The organism is Brevundimonas sp. GW460-12-10-14-LB2 (genome assembly GCF_001636925.1).
Taxonomy (GTDB): domain Bacteria; phylum Pseudomonadota; class Alphaproteobacteria; order Caulobacterales; family Caulobacteraceae; genus Brevundimonas; species Brevundimonas vesicularis.
In genome coordinates this window covers 1,958,808-1,974,910 of sequence record NZ_CP015511.1, presented here as the reverse complement: position 1 = coordinate 1,974,910, position 16,103 = coordinate 1,958,808, and the positions used below count along the sequence as shown (strand labels likewise).

Annotated in this window: 14 protein-coding genes; 9 read left to right on the top strand and 5 right to left on the bottom strand. The window is 65.8% G+C overall.

The window, feature by feature from the left end:
- The first annotated feature begins 18 nt into the window (after nucleotides 1–18).
- The 6 genes from A4249_RS09895 (at nucleotide 19) to lpxC (ending at nucleotide 9,594) form a co-directional block, all read left to right on the top strand.
- Nucleotides 19–960, top strand: a complete 942-nt coding sequence (locus A4249_RS09895; protein WP_066555025.1) for a D-alanine--D-alanine ligase — start codon at nucleotides 19–21, stop codon at nucleotides 958–960.
- Nucleotides 948–1,835, top strand: coding sequence for a cell division protein FtsQ/DivIB (locus tag A4249_RS09890; protein WP_066552319.1), 888 nt, complete (start codon nucleotides 948–950; stop codon nucleotides 1,833–1,835). Before A4249_RS09895 ends, A4249_RS09890 begins: the two co-directional genes overlap by 13 nt.
- Nucleotides 1,836–1,929: 94 nt before the next feature.
- A complete protein-coding gene (gene ftsA / locus A4249_RS09885) occupies nucleotides 1,930–3,183 on the top strand; it encodes a cell division protein FtsA (protein ID WP_442854498.1) in 1,254 nt (417 codons plus the stop codon).
- A gap of 240 nt (nucleotides 3,184–3,423) precedes the next feature.
- Nucleotides 3,424–6,690, top strand: coding sequence for a TonB-dependent receptor domain-containing protein (locus A4249_RS09880; RefSeq protein WP_066552317.1), 3,267 nt, complete (start codon nucleotides 3,424–3,426; stop codon nucleotides 6,688–6,690).
- A gap of 231 nt (nucleotides 6,691–6,921) precedes the next feature.
- Nucleotides 6,922–8,508: a cell division protein FtsZ gene (gene ftsZ, locus A4249_RS09875; RefSeq protein WP_066552315.1), complete on the top strand. Its 1,587-nt coding sequence runs from the start codon at nucleotides 6,922–6,924 to the stop codon at nucleotides 8,506–8,508.
- 186 nt (nucleotides 8,509–8,694) lie between these two features.
- The gene (gene lpxC / locus A4249_RS09870) at nucleotides 8,695–9,594 is read left to right on the top strand and encodes a UDP-3-O-acyl-N-acetylglucosamine deacetylase (protein WP_066552314.1); all 900 of its coding nucleotides are present in this window, start codon (nucleotides 8,695–8,697) and stop codon (nucleotides 9,592–9,594) included.
- Here lpxC and pgeF read toward each other — a convergent pair.
- The 3 genes from pgeF to lgt are packed head-to-tail and all read right to left on the bottom strand — an operon-like array spanning nucleotide 9,591 to nucleotide 12,332.
- Nucleotides 9,591–10,361, bottom strand: a complete 771-nt coding sequence (gene pgeF / locus A4249_RS09865; RefSeq protein ID WP_066552312.1) for a peptidoglycan editing factor PgeF — start codon at nucleotides 10,359–10,361, stop codon at nucleotides 9,591–9,593. The genes lpxC and pgeF overlap by 4 nt on opposite strands.
- A gap of 13 nt (nucleotides 10,362–10,374) precedes the next feature.
- Nucleotides 10,375–11,460 (bottom strand): class I SAM-dependent methyltransferase, encoded by a 1,086-nt coding sequence (locus tag A4249_RS09860; protein WP_066552310.1) that lies wholly within the window; start codon nucleotides 11,458–11,460, stop codon nucleotides 10,375–10,377.
- Complete coding sequence (gene lgt, locus A4249_RS09855; RefSeq protein WP_066552309.1) at nucleotides 11,457–12,332, bottom strand: prolipoprotein diacylglyceryl transferase; 876 nt, start codon at nucleotides 12,330–12,332, stop codon at nucleotides 11,457–11,459. The genes A4249_RS09860 and lgt overlap by 4 nt, the downstream gene beginning before the upstream one ends.
- A gap of 173 nt (nucleotides 12,333–12,505) precedes the next feature.
- Between lgt and A4249_RS09850 the strand changes: the two genes are divergently transcribed.
- The 3 genes from A4249_RS09850 (at nucleotide 12,506) to A4249_RS09840 (ending at nucleotide 14,176) form a co-directional block, all read left to right on the top strand.
- A complete protein-coding gene (locus tag A4249_RS09850; protein WP_066552308.1) occupies nucleotides 12,506–12,793 on the top strand; it encodes an accessory factor UbiK family protein in 288 nt (95 codons plus the stop codon).
- 73 nt (nucleotides 12,794–12,866) lie between these two features.
- Nucleotides 12,867–13,370 (top strand): YbjN domain-containing protein, encoded by a 504-nt coding sequence (locus A4249_RS09845; protein ID WP_017504503.1) that lies wholly within the window; start codon nucleotides 12,867–12,869, stop codon nucleotides 13,368–13,370.
- Between the two features lie 17 nt (nucleotides 13,371–13,387).
- On the top strand, nucleotides 13,388–14,176 hold the full coding sequence (locus A4249_RS09840; protein ID WP_231868688.1) for a pyrroline-5-carboxylate reductase family protein: 789 nt from the start codon (nucleotides 13,388–13,390) through the stop codon (nucleotides 14,174–14,176).
- Here A4249_RS09840 and A4249_RS09835 read toward each other — a convergent pair.
- Nucleotides 14,173–14,649, bottom strand: a complete 477-nt coding sequence (locus A4249_RS09835) for a hypothetical protein (RefSeq protein WP_066555023.1) — start codon at nucleotides 14,647–14,649, stop codon at nucleotides 14,173–14,175. The genes A4249_RS09840 and A4249_RS09835 overlap by 4 nt on opposite strands.
- 85 nt (nucleotides 14,650–14,734) lie before the next feature.
- Nucleotides 14,735–16,102, bottom strand: coding sequence for a sensor histidine kinase (locus A4249_RS09830; protein WP_066552303.1), 1,368 nt, complete (start codon nucleotides 16,100–16,102; stop codon nucleotides 14,735–14,737).
- Between the last annotated feature and the right edge of the window lies 1 nt (nucleotide 16,103).

Genomic DNA, 16,103 nt, shown 5'->3' with positions numbered 1-16,103 from the left:
TTGGTTCTGGAGCCGCCGATGACCCGCCCCTTCTCTTCTCTTCACGTCGCCGTCCTGATGGGCGGCCTTTCCGCAGAGCGGGAGGTATCCCTCTCGTCGGGCGAGCAGTGCGCGCAGGCGCTGGAGCGGCAGGGCGTGCGCGTCAGCCGTGTGGATGCCGGGAGGGATCTGGCCAATGTGCTGTCCGGCCTAATCAAGCCGGACGTGGTGCTGAATTGCTTGCACGGAGCTTGGGGCGAGGACGGCTGTGTTCAGGGCGTGCTGGAGACCCTGCGGATTCCCTACACCCATTCCGGCGTGCTGGCCTCGGCCCTGGCGATGGACAAGGACAAGTCCAAGGCCGTGCTGCGCGCGGCGAGTATCAAGGTGCCGGGCGGTGGTCTTTATGATCGTCACGAAGTCGCCAGCCGCCACGTCATCGACCCTCCCTATGTGGTCAAGCCCAATGCTGAGGGCTCGTCCGTCGGCGTCTTCCTGGTGCGCGAGGGCGCCAACCGTCCGGTCTCCGAAGTGGGCGAGCCGGGCTGGGCTTACGGCGAGCAGGTTGTCGTCGAGCCCTATATCGCCGGCAAGGAGTTGTGCGTCACCGTGCTGGGCGAACCGGCCGGACCTCGCGCCCTGACCGTCACGGACATCACCCCGACCAAGGGCTTCTACGATTACGAGGCCAAATATGCGCCCGGCGGATCGGTGCACGTCCTGCCCGCGGTCTTGCCGCCGCACGTATTCGACAAGGCGCTTCGTCAGGCCGAGGCGGCGCACGTCGCCATGGGGTGCCGAGGCGTGTCGCGATCCGACTTCCGTTATGATGATGTTAAGGACGATCTGGTCTTGTTGGAGGTCAATACCCAGCCCGGCATGACCCCGACTTCGCTCGCGCCCGAGCAGGCCGCCCATACCGGGATGAGCTATGACGATCTGGTTCGGTGGATGGTGGAGGACGCCTCATGCCCGCGGTAGTTCGCGGCGGTCGGCGACAGGGTTCTAATCAGGCTCCACAGCGCGGTTCGGCTTCCAAAGGCGGGGGACGGTCGCGCAGCGGGGCCCAGAACGCGTCCGCCGTTCCCGGCAAGATGGCCGCCATCGGCCGTGTCGATATTTCGCCTCGCACCGCCGTGATCGCCCTGGGCGCCGGCGCGCTGCTGCTGGTCGGGGTTCTGGCCACGGGCGCCCGCGCCGAGCGGATCGGCGCCTCGGTTTCGCATGGACTGGACAATCTGACGGCCGGCATGGGCCTGACGCTGAAGCGGGTGCACATCACCGGCGCCTCGCCCGAGGCCGAGCCGGCGATCCAGCGCGCGCTCGGCCTGTATTCCGGTCAGCCGATCACCAGCTTGGATCTGGACGCCATTCGCACGCGGGTTCAGGGCGTGGGTTGGGTCAAGGAGGCGCGCGTGGTGCGCCTGTTGCCCGACACCCTGATCGTCGAGGTCAAGGAACACGACCGCCTCGCCGTCTGGCAGGAGGCCGGTCAGATCAAGGTCATCGATAACCGGGGCCAGGTCATCGACGGCGCCGACGCGCGCCGCTATCCGACCTTGCCGCTCGTCGTTGGCAAGGGCGCCGACGTGGCGGCGGGCGACATCCTGCCACTGCTGGCCCAACGCCCGCGACTGATGGGGATGGTGGACGCCCTGGTGCGCGTGGACGAGCGACGCTGGGACCTGCGTCTTAAGGACGGCAGCCTGATCCAACTGCCCGCCACCGAACAGGAGGCGGCTTTGATCCGCCTCGATGCGCTGGATCAGCGCGAACGCCTGCTCGACCTGGGCTTCGCCCGTGTCGATCTCAGAACCCCGGACGAGGTCGCCGTGCGACCCGCCGGCGACGTCTAAGGACCCTAGAGACATGACCAAGCAACGCGGCGCGGCGAATGATCACGGTCGGGGCATTGATCCTCGCGCCGGTCGTGCGCCCGTGGTCGCTGCGATGGACATCGGCCAGTCCAAGGTCTCGTGCTTCATCATGAGGCCGGACGGCGTGCGTCACGCAGACCGCACCATCCGCGTCGCGGGCGCCAGCCACGTCCAGTCCAAGGGCGTGAGGGGCGGGGCGATCATCAACATGGATGAGGCGGCCCAGGCCATCGGCCATGCCGTCGAACGCGCCGAGCGTGCGGCCCAGAGCCCGGTTTCTGGCGTCGTCGTCACCACAGCTATCGGCCAGATGGCAAGCCACCGGGTGCAGGCCCGCGTCTCGCTGGGCGCCAATCCGGTCGGCGACGCCGATCTGGCGCGCGCCATCGGTATGGCTCTGGCCCAGATCCGCCTGCCCAACCGTCGCCCGATCCACGTCCTGCCCATCGCCTGGTCGGTCGACGGCGCGCGCGGCGTGCATGATCCGCGTTCGATGCGGGGCGGCTCGCTGGGGCTAGATCTGTTGGTCGTCTCGATGGCCGAGAACGTCTTTACGACCCTCAGCCATTGCCTGGAGCTGGCGCACCTGGACCTGCAAGGCGTCGCCGCCGCGCCCGTCGTGTCGTCGCTGGCCGCGCTGGAAGAGGACGAGATGGACCTGGGCGCCGTCTGCATCGACATGGGCGGCGGCTCGACCAGCGCCGCCGTCTGGGGCGGCCGCTCCCTGCTGCATATTGAAAGCCTGAACGTCGGCGGCGACCACGTCACCTCCGATATCGCGCGCGGCCTGTCGACGTCCAAGGCCGGCGCCGAACGGCTCAAGACCCTTCACGGCTCGGCCATGGCCAGCGCCAATGAGGACCGCGAAATGCTGGAGGCCCCGCCACGCGGCGAGGACGCCTCGGCCGGCCCGGTCATCGTGCCGCGCGCCATGCTGAAGACGGTCATCGCTCCGCGCGTCGAAGAAACCCTCGAACTGCTCCGTGATCGATTGAAAAATGCGGGCGTCGGCCTGGAGCCAGGCGCGGGCCTTGTCCTGACCGGCGGGGCCAGCCAGCTGAACGGCGTGCGCGAGCTGGCGGTGCGTGTCTTCGACCGCCCCGTCCGCCTCGGAAAACCCCAACGGGCGCCACATTTGGCCGACGCCGCCTCCGGTCCCGCCTTCTGCGCCACTGCCGGCGTCCTCCTCCGCGCCGCCTACGGCCCGCGCGAAGCGGTGTCTGCAAGAAAGCTCATGGCGCGGCAGATTACAGCTGCCGATGCGCCACGCATCCACCGTGGGAATGTTGTGGGACGCGTGGCGGGTTGGCTCCGCGACAATCTTTGACATCGTTTAATCGCAGTCAAAGGCGCCGAGCGCCATCCACTCAGGCGTCATTACAGCGCCAGCAACTAACCAATCCCCGGTAGCTGAACTGTGTCATGATTGTAACATCACCGACGCGTGCTGGCCCGATTTGGGTCACATTGGTTGCCTGACAGCCATATTTCGCTAGACGGTTTACGAGAAGCCATGGGCTTTTGCGGCTCGGCTGTTCGCAAATCGATTCTAGTGGGGTGACTGATTATGAAACTGAAGCGTAATTATTTGTTCGGGACGACGGTTCTGGCGGGCATTCTCGCCATGTCGGCCCCCGCTTGGGCCCAGGCGCAGCAAACCGCCGCTGAAGCCGCAGACGCTACTCAGGTTGACGAAATCGTCGTCACTGGTTCGCGTATCCGTCGCGATCCGGTCACGGCTCCCACCCCCCTGATCCAGGTCAGCCGCGAAACCCTGCTGACGACCGGTCAAAACACGGTCATCGACTATCTGGCGACCATCCCTGCGCTGATGAACTCGCAGGTTCCGTCGGACACGACCGCAGGCGTTCTGAACGCGGGCGGCCTGTCGCTGCCGAACCTGCGCTCGTTGGGCTCGGGCCGTACGCTGACGCTGGTTGACGGCCGCCGCCACGTCGGATCCCCGCAAGGCACCTTGGCAGTCGACGTCGACACCATTCCGCGTCTGCTGATCGAGAGCGTTGAAATCGTCACGGGCGGCGCGGCGTCCGTCTATGGTTCGGACGCCGTTTCCGGTGTGCTGAACTTCAAGCTGCGCAAAGACTTCGAGGGCCTGGAAATCGATGCCCGCTGGGCGCAGCTCAACGACGGCGGCCAAGATTCGAAGCGCATTTCTGTGCTGGCCGGCAAGAACCTGTTTGACGACCGCCTGAACGTCTACGCCTTCGGTGAATACGAGCAACTGGATGAAGTTCTGGCGGCCGACATCGATTGGCTGCAGGGCGGGTGGGGACTGGTCGGTCGCGATGCTGACACGGCCGCCGCACCTTACGACGGCGTGACAGATAACCTTCTGTACAAGGATCGCCGCACGCTCCAGCTGCTTCGCTGGGGTCAGGTTACGCTCGCCAACAACTATCAGCCGAGCGCACTCAACAATCCGAACACGATTCCGACCGGACAGTGCACGACGACATCCATCACCTCGGCGTCCTGCTTCGGCGTCGCTCCGGGCAAGACCTACGTCTTTGATGGACTGACTGCGCGTACTGCTAACTTCGGCAACTGGGTTCAGCAAACGGGTACCAACCGTGGGGTCAACGTCGGTGGTGACGGTGAAAACCCCAATGTGATCTTCAACGTCGACTCGACGTTGCCGAAATCTGAAAACGCCCGCTTCCAGGTCGGCGGAAACTTCAAGATCACGCCGAACATCAACCTGTATGCCGAGGCCAAATACGTCGACGAAACAACGAACCTGGCGACGGGCTACTCGTTCGGCGACATCTACATTTCCGACACGCTGAACGCCGGGAACTCGATGCAGATCCTGAGCACGTCGGCCTATACTACGCGCACGGACAACGCCTTCCTGCCGGCCAATCTGGCCGCTGCGATCCGCGCAAACACGACGCCCGTCTATGGTCCGGCCACTGCAGGGGCTCCTGGCGCCCAGACGGGCACGACGGCGGCGCCGTTCGCGCGTTACAGCGCTTGGCTGCTGGACCGTCCGCAGACCAATGACAAGCAACTGCAACGTTACGTTGTCGGCTTGAACGGGTCGGCTGGCGATCTGGGCTTTGTCAAGAATATCGACTGGGATCTGGGCTACACCTACGGTCGTGTCGACAACAAGAACGTCGAGCGTGGCCTGGACATCGAGCGCTTCTCCTACGCGATGGATGCAGTGCGCGACGCGTCCGGCAACATCGTCTGCCGCGTACAGCAGCTGACCGCTAACGGCGGTACGGTCACGAGCCGTAACCCCAACGTGCCCGGAACGCTTAACTCGCAATCGGCTGTGGTTCAGAACTGTAAGCCACTGAACGTCTTTGGTCTGGGCAACCAGAGCGAAGAAGCTCTGCAGTATGTGCGCGCTCAGCTGACGATCGACCAAGTCAACGAACAGCATGACGCGCTGGGCACCGTGTCTGGCCAACTGTGGGACTTCTGGGGTGCCGGCCCCATCGGGGTCGCTTTGGGCGCCGAATACCGCAAGGAATACACCGAAGGCACGGGCCGCAGCCGTTCGCTCGGCACCACCTACGCCCAGCTCAACAGCGGCGCCGACTTCCTGCCGGCTTCCTACGAGACCAAGGAAGCCTTTGCTGAACTCTCCATTCCCCTGATGCGTGACAGCTTCCTGGGCGAGTATGCAGAACTCAGCGGGTCGTATCGCTACAGCGACTTCTCCACCTTCGGTGGCAACGATGTTTACGGCGTGAACCTGGTTTACCGCCCGATCCGCGATATCGCCTTTAAGACGTCGTTCAACACCTCGGTGCGCGCCCCGACGCTGTCCGAAACCAACTCGCCGCAGACGCAGACCTTCTTGGCGTTCAATGACCCGTGCGCTACGGTCAACATCCAGAACTTTGCTGATCGTACGAAGGCGGCGAACCGGATCGTGAACTGCGCCGCCTTGGCGCAACAGCTGGGTCTGACCTTCAACTTCCAGGATCCGACGGCGGCCAATGCCTACCGGCCGGAATACGGCTCCAGCGTCGCAGGTCGTAACGGCGGCAATCCCAACCTGCAGCCGGAAGAGTCGGAATCGTTCACCTTCTCGACGGTCCTGCAGCCCCGCTTCATTCCGAACTTCTCGCTGGTGCTGGACTACTACGAAATCACCATCGACAAGGTGATCGCAGCCGTGAGCGCTCAGGTTGCTGCGGAAAACTGCGTCAACGGGCCTTCGCTGAACACCAGCGCCTGCCAAACGCTGACCCGTACTGGCGTCAACGATCCGGCGACACCGCGCGATGACCGCTTCCTGCTGGTCGACTTCCTGCAGAGCTCGATCAACTACGCCAAGCGTAACGTTCGCGGTCTGGACTTCACGTCGAACTATCGCTTCGACACGCAAGACATGCTCGGCCGTAACTGGGGCGTGTTCCAACACTCGGTCAACGGCTCCTGGCTGATCGAGCAGAAGAACTTCAACAACATCGAAAACCCCGCCGACTTCACCGAACTGTCGAGCACGCTGTTCTATCCGCGTACCCGCCTGACCTCGACGCTGACTTGGCAAACGCCGTTCGAACCCCTGCGTGTGACCTGGGTCGCCGATTGGCAAACCGCTCAGGACATCGTTCAGCGTCGTGATTTCGTGCAGAACGCAGACTCGCGTCCTGCCGAATATCTGGACACCAAGAACTTCATGCGGAACGATTTCTCGGTCCGTTATCAGGTTCGTGATGATCTGACGCTCACCGGCACGGTGCAGAACGCCTTCGACTCCGAACAGGCGCGTTGGCTGGGCGCTACGCTCTACTCCAACTTCGATCCTTACGGACGTCGTTACTCGATCAGCCTGAACTACCGTCCCTGGTAAGACTGGGATGAATGCGGAAAGGGCGGCTCGAAAGAGCCGCCCTTTTTCGTTGTCGACAGGAAAACTCCAGCAACGCTTTCGGTTTGGGGTGTTCTTCGGTCCGACTCACATTATCGCCGTAACCTTCTCTTAACCTTCATGGGCGCAATCCTTAACGCGCTCATAACCAAAGCGATTCGGCGGGGCGGTCGGTTGGTTTGAAGGGGCGGGTCAGCAGGTCGGAAACAGAAAATGTCGCTCTCATTGGTCAAGCCGCAACACACTGAACTGAAGCCCCGCATCGTCGTGTTCGGCGTCGGCGGCGCTGGCGGCAACGCCGTGAACAATATGATCGACGCCGGTCTCGAAGGGGTTGAGTTCGTCGTGGCCAACACCGACGCGCAGCACCTCAGCTTCGCCAAGACCGATCGCCGCATCCAACTGGGCGAGACCATCACCCAGGGTCTGGGCGCCGGCGCCCACCCCGAAGTCGGCATGAACGCCGCCGAGGAATCCGCTGACGAAATCCATCAGCACCTGGAAGGTGCGCACATGGTCTTCATCACCTGCGGCATGGGCGGCGGCACCGGCACTGGCGCGGCGCCGGTCATCGCCAAATGCGCGCGTGACCGCGGCATCCTGACCGTCGGCGTCGTGACCAAGCCCTTCACCTTCGAAGGGCGTCACCGCATGCGTCTGGCCGACGCCGGCGTCGCTGAGCTGCAACGCTATGTCGACACCCTGATCGTCATCCCGAACCAGAACCTGTTCCGCGTCGCCAATGAGCGCACGACCTTCGCCGACGCCTTCGGCATGGCCGACCAGGTCCTGCACTCGGGCGTGCGCTCGATCACCGATCTGATGATCCTGCCCGGCCTGATCAACCTGGACTTCGCCGACGTGCGCGCCGTCATGTCCGAGATGGGCAAGGCGATGATGGGCACGGGCGAGGCCACGGGCGACGATCGCGCGCTGCTGGCGGCCCAGAACGCCATCGCCAACCCGCTGCTGGACGAGACCAGCCTGAAGGGCGCCAAGGCCGTGCTGGTGAACATCACCGGCGGTCTGGACATGACCCTGCTGGAAGTCGACGAAGCCGCCAATGCCATCAGCGCGGAAGTGGACGGCGACGCCAACATCATCTTCGGCGCGGCCTTCGACCCGGCCCTGGATGGCAAGATCCGCGTCTCGGTCGTGGCGACCGGAATGGACGAGGGCGAGGTGCGTCGCATCGAACCCATCGCCCCGCCGGCCGCCAGCGCGCCGCTGGCCAGCCATGATGCGCGCCGCTCGGCTGGCGGTCTGTATGGCACGCAAGCCTCGCGCGCCCCGGAACCGACCCGCGACACCTATCGCGAGCCGGTCCGTGCAGAAGCCCCGCGCGCGCCCGAGCCCCGTATCGAGCCGGCGCCGGTCGTGCCGACCTTTCAGGCCCCTGCCGCTCGCGAACCGGAACCGCGCCCCGAGCCGGTGATCCGCGTCGCCGAGCCGCAGCCGCGCGCTCTGGACCCCATCGTCGATCCCTGGGTCGAGGAATATGAGACCCGTGCCCCAGCCCCGCGCGTCGCGCCGCAAGGCGATCTCTATGAGCGCGCCGCGCCTGCGGCCCAGCAGCCTCAGGCCGACGATGGTTACGACGACCGTGACCACCGCCGCAGCGGCTGGAGCCTGTTTGGTCGCGGCAAGCGCACCCAGCCTCAGCACGACATGTCCTATGCGCCGCAAACGTCGCATCAAGCGCGCTCTTCGGCTCAACCGGTCCAACATCCAGAACCGGAGGCGGGACAGGCCGATGACGACCTGGAAATCCCATCCTTTCTCCGCCGTCTGGCCAACTAAACGTCCCAAATGACAATGAAACGCCCCGGAGCCCGCCTCCGGGGCGTTTCTCGTTCTCGGATGTGTCTCAGACCGAAACAATCCGAAACCGGACTTTGATTTCGCGCTTGCGGCATGACCGCTAGATGAAACCCAGGGCGCAATCCGCACGGCGTGCGGCGCGCAAAGGAAAGAGCGAGTTCAGGTTTGTCGGTCAGAAGCGACCATCACGAACGCACCATCGTCGCCCCGGCCATCATCGCCGGGGTCGGGGTGCACACCGGCCGCCGGGTGCGGCTGGCGGTTCGGCCTGCGCCATCTGGCACGGGCATCGTCTTCGTGCGCACCGACATCACCGACCGCGACAACCGCATTCCGGTGTCGGGCGAGGCCGTGGTTGACGCTCGCCTGAATACCATGATCGAGAACGGCGCGGGTGTTCGCTTGTCGACGATCGAGCATCTGATGGCCGCTTTCGCCGCCCTGGGCGTGTCGAACGCCGTGGTCGAGGTAGACGGACCGGAGCTGCCGATCCTGGACGGTTCGGCGCTGGAGTTCGTGAAGCTGCTGGACCGGGCCGGTTTCCGACCGCAGCCGACGCCGCAGCGCTATATCGAGATCCTGGAAACGGTCCATGTCGTCGAGGGTGACAAGCATGCGGCCCTGATGCCGTGCGACCGCTACGAGATGCGGTTCGAGATCGACTTCCCGTCGGCCGTGATCGGCAATCAAGTGATCGACTTCGTCGTGGACGAACCGACCTTCCGCAAGGAGATCATGGCCTGCCGCACCTTCGGTTTCGCCCATGAGGTCGAGGCGTTGCGCAAGGCGGGTCTGGCGCGGGGCGGCTCGCTGGAGAACGCCGTAGTCATCGACGGCGACGAGATTTTGAATCCCGGCGGCCTGCGCATGGAACGCGAGTTCGTCCGTCACAAGGCGCTGGACGCCATCGGCGACCTGTATGTCCTGGGCGCGCAGCTGCTGGGTCGCTACGAAGGCTACAAGGCCGGTCACGCCCTGAATAACAAGCTGGTCCGCGCCCTGTTGGCCGCCCCGCACGCCTGGCGTGAAGTGACCCGCGTGCCGGAGCTGGCGCGCGCGGGCTAAGCCCCGATCACCGCAATCAATCGACCGAAGTCCGGCTCGCCGTGCTGGAAGGCGCGGCGGTTCGAATAGAACCGCTCTGCGTCCGCGCAGGTGTCGTGGCCGGTCCAGACGGCCTGGCCGACCCCCGCCTGCTGCAACCGCCACAGGACAAAGCCGGGCAGGTCGAACTGGCGTTTGTCGTCGGACTCTCCGGGGTGGAAGAAGCGGTCGCTGCCAGGATCGTGGTGGGTGAAGCGATCTTCGAAATCGACGCCGACCTCATAGCTGGCGGGCGCGATGCAGGGGCCGACGACGGCGACCACCCGCCGAGGCTCGGCGCCTAGGGCCTGCATGGCGGAAACGGCGGAGTGGATGACGCCGCCCAGCGCGCCCTTCCAGCCGGCGTGGACGGCGGCGACGATGCGGGTCTCGGGATCGGCCATCAGGATCGGCGCGCAGTCGGCGGTCAGGACTGAACACAACAGGCCCGGCTCGGCCGAGACGACGGCGTCGCCTTCCGGCCGGTCGCCATGCCAGGGACCTTCGGCCACACGCGCCACGGCGGAATGGATCTGGTAGCAGCCGTTCAGATGATTGGCGTCGGCATTGAAATGGGCCGCGACGCGCCGGCGGTTTTCGGCGACGGCGGCCGGTTCGTCCTTGGAGCCGACGCCAGCGTTCAACCCTTCATAGAGGCCGGTCGAGACGCCGCCCGCACGGGTGAAGAAGCCGTGGGCGATGCCGGCGGCGGTCAGAAGCGGGTGGGTGATGGGGGCCAGGTCGCTCATGCCCCCACCTATATCAGGCGTCCCAACCGGGCACGACCAGAGATCGGGGGGCGAAGATGGCGGCAGCCTTGAACAGGGTTCCCATCTGGTCGTCGCCGGTCAGCCGATCCAGCTGGCGCGCAATGACGCCGGACGCGGCGGGACGGCCGGCTTTCAGCGCCTCGGCGCGGGCCTCAATGCCCAGCCGGCGCAGGAACTCGCCTTGGGGCAGGCTGCCGGTGACGTCGGCGCCCGTGCGAACGGCCGCTTCCAGCACCACGGGGAAGTCGGCCCATTGGGTCAGGTCGGCTTCGCCTGGTGTTGCGAGGGGATCGACCTTCTGGTGACGACGCAGGGCCTGGAGCGTGTCGCCGGCTTCGGGGCGGGCGCGGCCATAGTCGATCAGCAGGGCTGCGCCCGAGGCGGCCTTCATCAACAGGCCGAGGTCTCGGCCGAAGACCGCCTGCTGGTCCGAAATTTCCAGAATGCCGCCTGGCGCGATCTCGAAGTCCGGCTTCTGAAAACCGCCGGAAATGGCGGTCAGGCCGAACATCAGGTCGCCATCGTCTGTGACGCCGATGCGGCGCTCGGCCCAGCCGCCGTCGGTGCGGACGAACTGACGGGCGGGCATGCAGTCCAACACTTCGTTGGCAATCAGGATGACAGGGGCGTCGGTCTCGATCGCCGTCAGGCTGCGGACCCAGCGCGGCGACAGGTCGGCGCCGGCCAGGGCCTTGGCCTGGAGGTCGCGCAAGGGGGCGCTGGGTTCGATCAGGATCAGATCGCAGGCTTCGAGAAAGCCCGGGACCAGGCGGGCGGCGCGCAAGGCGTCGCTCATCAATGTGCCGTCGCCGGGGCCGACCTCGACCAGGCGGAACCGCTCGGGCGCGCCCAGCCGGTTCCAGGTTTCGACCGCCCACAGGCCGATCAATTCGCCGAACATCTGGCTGACCAGGGGGGCGGTAATGAAGTCGCCGCGCGCGCCCAAATCCGGACGCGACGCATAGTAGCCGCCCTTGGGATCGTGCAGGCAGCGGGTCACGTACTCGGCGACCGTCATCGGGCCGGTCAGGGCGATTTCGCGCGCCAGACGGGCCTTGAGGGTTTCGGCCTCGCTCATGCCTTAGCGGCAGCCGGCGGACGCTTCCACGCGCGCCAGATCAGCCAGGCGCCGACCAGGATCATCGGGATCGACAGCATCATTCCCATGGTCAGGCCGAACGGGAAATCTGGCATGCCGATATCCGGCTCGCGCACATTCTCCAGCGCCGCACGGCAGACGCCATAACCGACCAGGAACAGGCCGGTGATATAGCCGGGCTTCTTCAGCAGGCCGAACTTCCAAATGGCAAAGGAAAGGACGGAGAAGAGGACGATCCCCTCAAGACCCGCCTCATAGAGCTGGCTGGGGTGGCGGGGCGCATCGCCCGCGGGGCAGAAGCCGTACATCTGTTCGATGCGGGCGTTGCAGAAACGCACGGCCCAAGGAACGGTCGTCTCGCGGCCCCACAGCTCGCCATTGATGAAGTTGGCCAGGCGACCGAACATCAGGCCGATCGGCACGACGGGCGCGACCAGATCGCCGAGGCGCAGCATGTCGATCTTCTGCGACCGGGCATACAGGACGATGGCCAGGCAGACGCCTAGGAAGCCGCCGTGGAAGCTCATGCCGCCGGTCCACAGCTGGAACAGTTCGAACCGCTCGCCCAGCGTCTGGCCGGTGAACAGCTGGCCGTACATGGCCGGCTTGTAGAAGAGGGCGTAGCCCAAGCGGCCGCCCAGGATGATGCCCAGCACGATCCACAGCACCAGGTCGTCCAGTTGCGTCGTGGTGACAGGCGGCTTGCCGGGCGCCCATAGCCGCTGGGTCTTGGCCAGGCGCGCGGCGTACCACCAGCCCAGCACGATGCCGGCGACATAGGCCAGCGCGTACCAGCGGATCGGAAGCGGTCCGAGGTGGATCAGGACCGGATCGAATTCGGGAAAGGGCAATGGGCGTTCCTGTGCGGGACTGTCTTTGACAGCGGTTTAGCAAGCGTCGCCGCCGTCGTCGCCTGTGAAGACGCATCACGACGCCTTGATGGCGCCCGCGAAGCAGCAGAAAGAAAGGTTTCGTTCACCATAGTCGGTGAACCTTCGTTAACGACGTTGAGGTCGGAGCCGCCATGCAGACCCGCAATCCCATTCTGGACGAGTTCGCCAAGCTGACGACCGGCGCCATGGGCCTGGCCCAGGCCGCAGGCGAAGAGGCCAAGACCGCCTGGCGCGCCCAGGCCGACAGGGTCGCCGCCGAAATGGACCTGGTCCGTCGCGACGAGTTCGATGTTCTGAAGGACGAGATCGCCGCTCTGCGTGCCGAGATCGCAGAGCTGAAGGCCGCCCAAAAGCCGGCTGCAAAGCCCGCGAAGGGAACGTCCACAGATGGAACTCAACCCGGGGACGCAGCCGGTTGAGCCGAATCTGCGAACAGGCTTACCGTTCTGTTAACGCCCGCGATTCTAGCGGACGCAGCGTGAAAGACACTTGATGGACATCGCCCGGCCCGAGGAAGTGGACGTGCCCTTCGACCCGCTTGAGGTCGTCGAGCATGTGCTCACGGCCGAGAATCTTCCGTTCGACCGCACCGACGACGGCGACCTCGCCTTTGCTCTGGCCGGCGACTGGAAGGACTATGAGCTGTGGTTCGCCTGGCGTCCCGAGGGCGACTGTCTTCAGCTGTGCTGTGCGCTGGATCTGAAGGTGGCAAAAAGCCGCAAGACGGCGGCCTACGAACTGGTCGGTCTGATCAACCAGCGCACCTGGATGGGCCATTTCGAGGTCTGGGCGGAAGACGGGGAGATCGTCTTCCGTCATTCGCTGGCCTTGCCGATGGGTGAGCGTCCGACCCTGGCCCAGGCGGCGTCGATGATTGACGCGGCCATCGAGGCTTCGGACCGCTACTACCCCGCCTTCGACTTCATGGTGCGTGGGAACAAGAAGCCGCAGGAGGCGATCGACGCCTGCCTGTTCGAGACCGTCGGCACCGCCTGATGCCAAGCGCGGCATCTGTGCCGGGTCCCGTTGTCCTAGTCGGCTGCGGCCGGCTGGGCTCCGCCATTCTGGAAGGCTGGCTGCTGACCGAGACGGTGGCGGCGTCCGACCTGATCATTCTCACCCCCTCGGAAAAGCCGGCGGCCGAGACGGCACGGGCCAAGGGTGCGCGGATCAATCCGCCGCTGGAGGTCCTGACCGAGGCGGCGGTGATCGTGTTGGCGGTGAAACCGGCCATGTGGCGTGAAGTGATGGCTCCGCTGGCGCCGTTCCTGAATGACCGGGCCGTCATCCTTTCAGTCATGGCGGGCGTGACGGCGCCGACCCTGGCGGAAGGCCTGGGAGGCTGGCCCATCGTACGGGTGATGCCGACGACCGGTGTGTCGCGCGGGCGCGGCGTGGCCTCTGTCTGGTCGGCGGACCCACGCGCCCAAGACATCGGGCGGGCGTTGTTCGAGCCGATGGCCGAGACCGTCGTGCTGGCTGACGAGGCGCTGATGGATGCGGCGACGGCGGTGGCCGGGTCAGGCGCAGCCTATTTCTACGCCTTCACCGAAGCGCTGGCGCGGGCCGGGGAGGCGGCGGGTCTGGATGCGGCGACGGCGGACGTGCTGGCGCGCGCGACGTTGAGGTCCGCAGCCGACTCCATGGGCGACGATGCGCTGGACACCCTGATCGGGCGCATCGCCTCACCGGGCGGCTCGACCCGCGCCGGGCTTGACGCCATGGCGAAGGACGGCCGCCTGACGGCGATGCTGGACGAGACGGTCGCGGCGGCGGTCAGACGGAACCGCGAGATGGGCTAGAAGCGTCCGCGCTCGATCTGATCGCCGAAGCGCTCGAACGCGCGGTCGGCGTCGCGCCAGACGCTGTAGCCCCAGACGTCGTTGATGCTGGGCGTGAAGTAGGAATAGTCCACGGGCCGCGTCACGCCGTCCGCCATCACGATCTCACCCTTGATGGCCGCGCCGCCGATCGACACGCTGCGGATCGGGTCGAGGCCCGGCGTCTGACGGACCTGTTCGAAGGTCGGCCGGTTGGGCTTCAGGTCGACCAGGACTAGATTGGCGGTCGCGCCCGGATAACGCTGGGCCAAGGCCTTGCCGACCTCGGCCTGAAGGCCGGCGATCTGTTCGTTGACCTCGCGGTCGCCGAGCTTTTCGACCTCGCGCTGAAGCTGCGGCCCGACCGTGACGTTCACCGTCGGCGCTTGAGCCTGAGCCATGGCGGCGACGGCGAGGGTCGCGGCCAGCGGTGCAAAGAAGGCGAGTTTACGCATCGAAATCATCTCCAAGCCCTGTCACCCTCAAGATGACCCTTGCAGCGCCGTTCCGCCAGACCCTGCTGACGAAAGCTTTGAAGCCTTAAGCGGACTCGGCGACGGTGACCGCGCCGGGGATGCGGATCGTCGCTTTCAACCCGCCCAGTTCGCTGCGATCCAGGGTGACGTCGCCGCCGTGGCCGCGCGCCACATCGCGCGCGATGGCGAGGCCCAGACCGACGCCCTTGCGGTTCTGGTTGCGAGAGTCGTCCAGGCGCGAGAAGGGCCGGAAGGCTTCGTCATACATGGCCACGGGGATGCCGGGTCCGTCGTCCTCGACGATGATCTCCAGCCCGCCTGACGCCAGGGCGCGGGCCGACAGGCGCACATTCTCGCCATGCGAGGCGGCGTTGCCGGCCAGGTTCACCAGGGCGCGCTTGAAGGCGAGGGGGCGAACGGAGGCGGTCAGGCCATCAGCCACGACAACTTCGACCTCGGCGCCGGCGCGTTTCGCATCCTCGCCGGCCGCCTTCAACAGGTCGGAAATCGACACCGGCTTGGGTGGTTCGCCCGCCTCGCCACGGGCGAAGTCGAGGTATTCGTCGATCATATGCTCCATCTCGTCCAGGTCGCCACGCATGGCCGACTGGCGCTTGAAAGGTGGAGCCAGAGCCAGTTCGAGGCGCAGACGGGTCAGGGGCGTGCGCAGGTCGTGGCTGACCGAGGCAAGCAGGGCGGTGCGCTGATCGATGTGGCGCTGAATTCGGTCTCGCATGGCCATGAAGGCGACGGCAGCGGCGCGAACCTCGCGCGCGCCGTGCGGCTTGAACCGGGGCACGGTTTCGCCGCGCCCGAAGGCCTCGGCCGCGTCGGCCAGACGCTCGATGGCGCGGACCTGATTACGGATGAACAGGATGGCGACCCCCATCAGCAGGACGGTGGCCACCGCCAACCAAAGGACGAAGATATGAGCCTGGGTCGCCACCGCGCGCTCGCGCGGGGCGATGATGCGCAGCACCCCTTGCGGCTCCTGCACCTGAATGTCGACGTAGGCGGGATAGCGGGTGGTGTCGAACCAGTAGGGGCGGTCCAGACGCGCGTCCAAGGCCCTGTCCAGCACACGGTCCACCACGCCGATGGCGCCGCGGCGTTCTTCCGTCGGAAGGGTGCGCCCATCCTGAAGCACGATGGACAGGGACATGGATCGCTCGGCGCGATTGGCCAGCTTGTCCAGGTTCGCCGGGCTGGGGTCGTCCTCATAGCTCTCGACGGCCCAGGCGATGTCGCCGGCCAGCCCTTCGGACAGACGCGCGGTCACCGTCTGCCAGTGAGCGTCGAAGAAGACCCAGGTCACCGCCATCTGCATCACCAGCACCGGCAGGACGATGATCAGCAGCGACCGGCCCCATAGCGAGGTCGGCAGGCGCCGCTTCAGAAAGCGCGGCCACAGATAGGCGGGCAGAAGCCGCATC

What these genes read in the sequence shown, in the direction of transcription:
- A4249_RS09835 (WP_066555023.1), bottom strand. Translation starts at nt 14,649, where the DNA reads ATGCGTAAACTCGCCTTCTTTGCACCGCTGGCCGCGACCCTCGCCGTC.
- A4249_RS09880 (WP_066552317.1), top strand. Translation starts at nt 3,424, where the DNA reads ATGAAACTGAAGCGTAATTATTTGTTCGGGACGACGGTTCTGGCGGGC.
- A4249_RS09895 (WP_066555025.1), top strand. Translation starts at nt 19, where the DNA reads ATGACCCGCCCCTTCTCTTCTCTTCACGTCGCCGTCCTGATGGGCGGC.
- A4249_RS09850 (WP_066552308.1), top strand. Translation starts at nt 12,506, where the DNA reads ATGCAGACCCGCAATCCCATTCTGGACGAGTTCGCCAAGCTGACGACC.
- A4249_RS09830 (WP_066552303.1), bottom strand. Translation starts at nt 16,102, where the DNA reads ATGCGGCTTCTGCCCGCCTATCTGTGGCCGCGCTTTCTGAAGCGGCGC.
- ftsZ (WP_066552315.1), top strand. Translation starts at nt 6,922, where the DNA reads ATGTCGCTCTCATTGGTCAAGCCGCAACACACTGAACTGAAGCCCCGC.
- ftsA (WP_442854498.1), top strand. Translation starts at nt 1,930, where the DNA reads ATGGACATCGGCCAGTCCAAGGTCTCGTGCTTCATCATGAGGCCGGAC.
- A4249_RS09845 (WP_017504503.1), top strand. Translation starts at nt 12,867, where the DNA reads ATGGACATCGCCCGGCCCGAGGAAGTGGACGTGCCCTTCGACCCGCTT.
- pgeF (WP_066552312.1), bottom strand. Translation starts at nt 10,361, where the DNA reads ATGAGCGACCTGGCCCCCATCACCCACCCGCTTCTGACCGCCGCCGGC.
- A4249_RS09860 (WP_066552310.1), bottom strand. Translation starts at nt 11,460, where the DNA reads ATGAGCGAGGCCGAAACCCTCAAGGCCCGTCTGGCGCGCGAAATCGCC.
- A4249_RS09890 (WP_066552319.1), top strand. Translation starts at nt 948, where the DNA reads ATGCCCGCGGTAGTTCGCGGCGGTCGGCGACAGGGTTCTAATCAGGCT.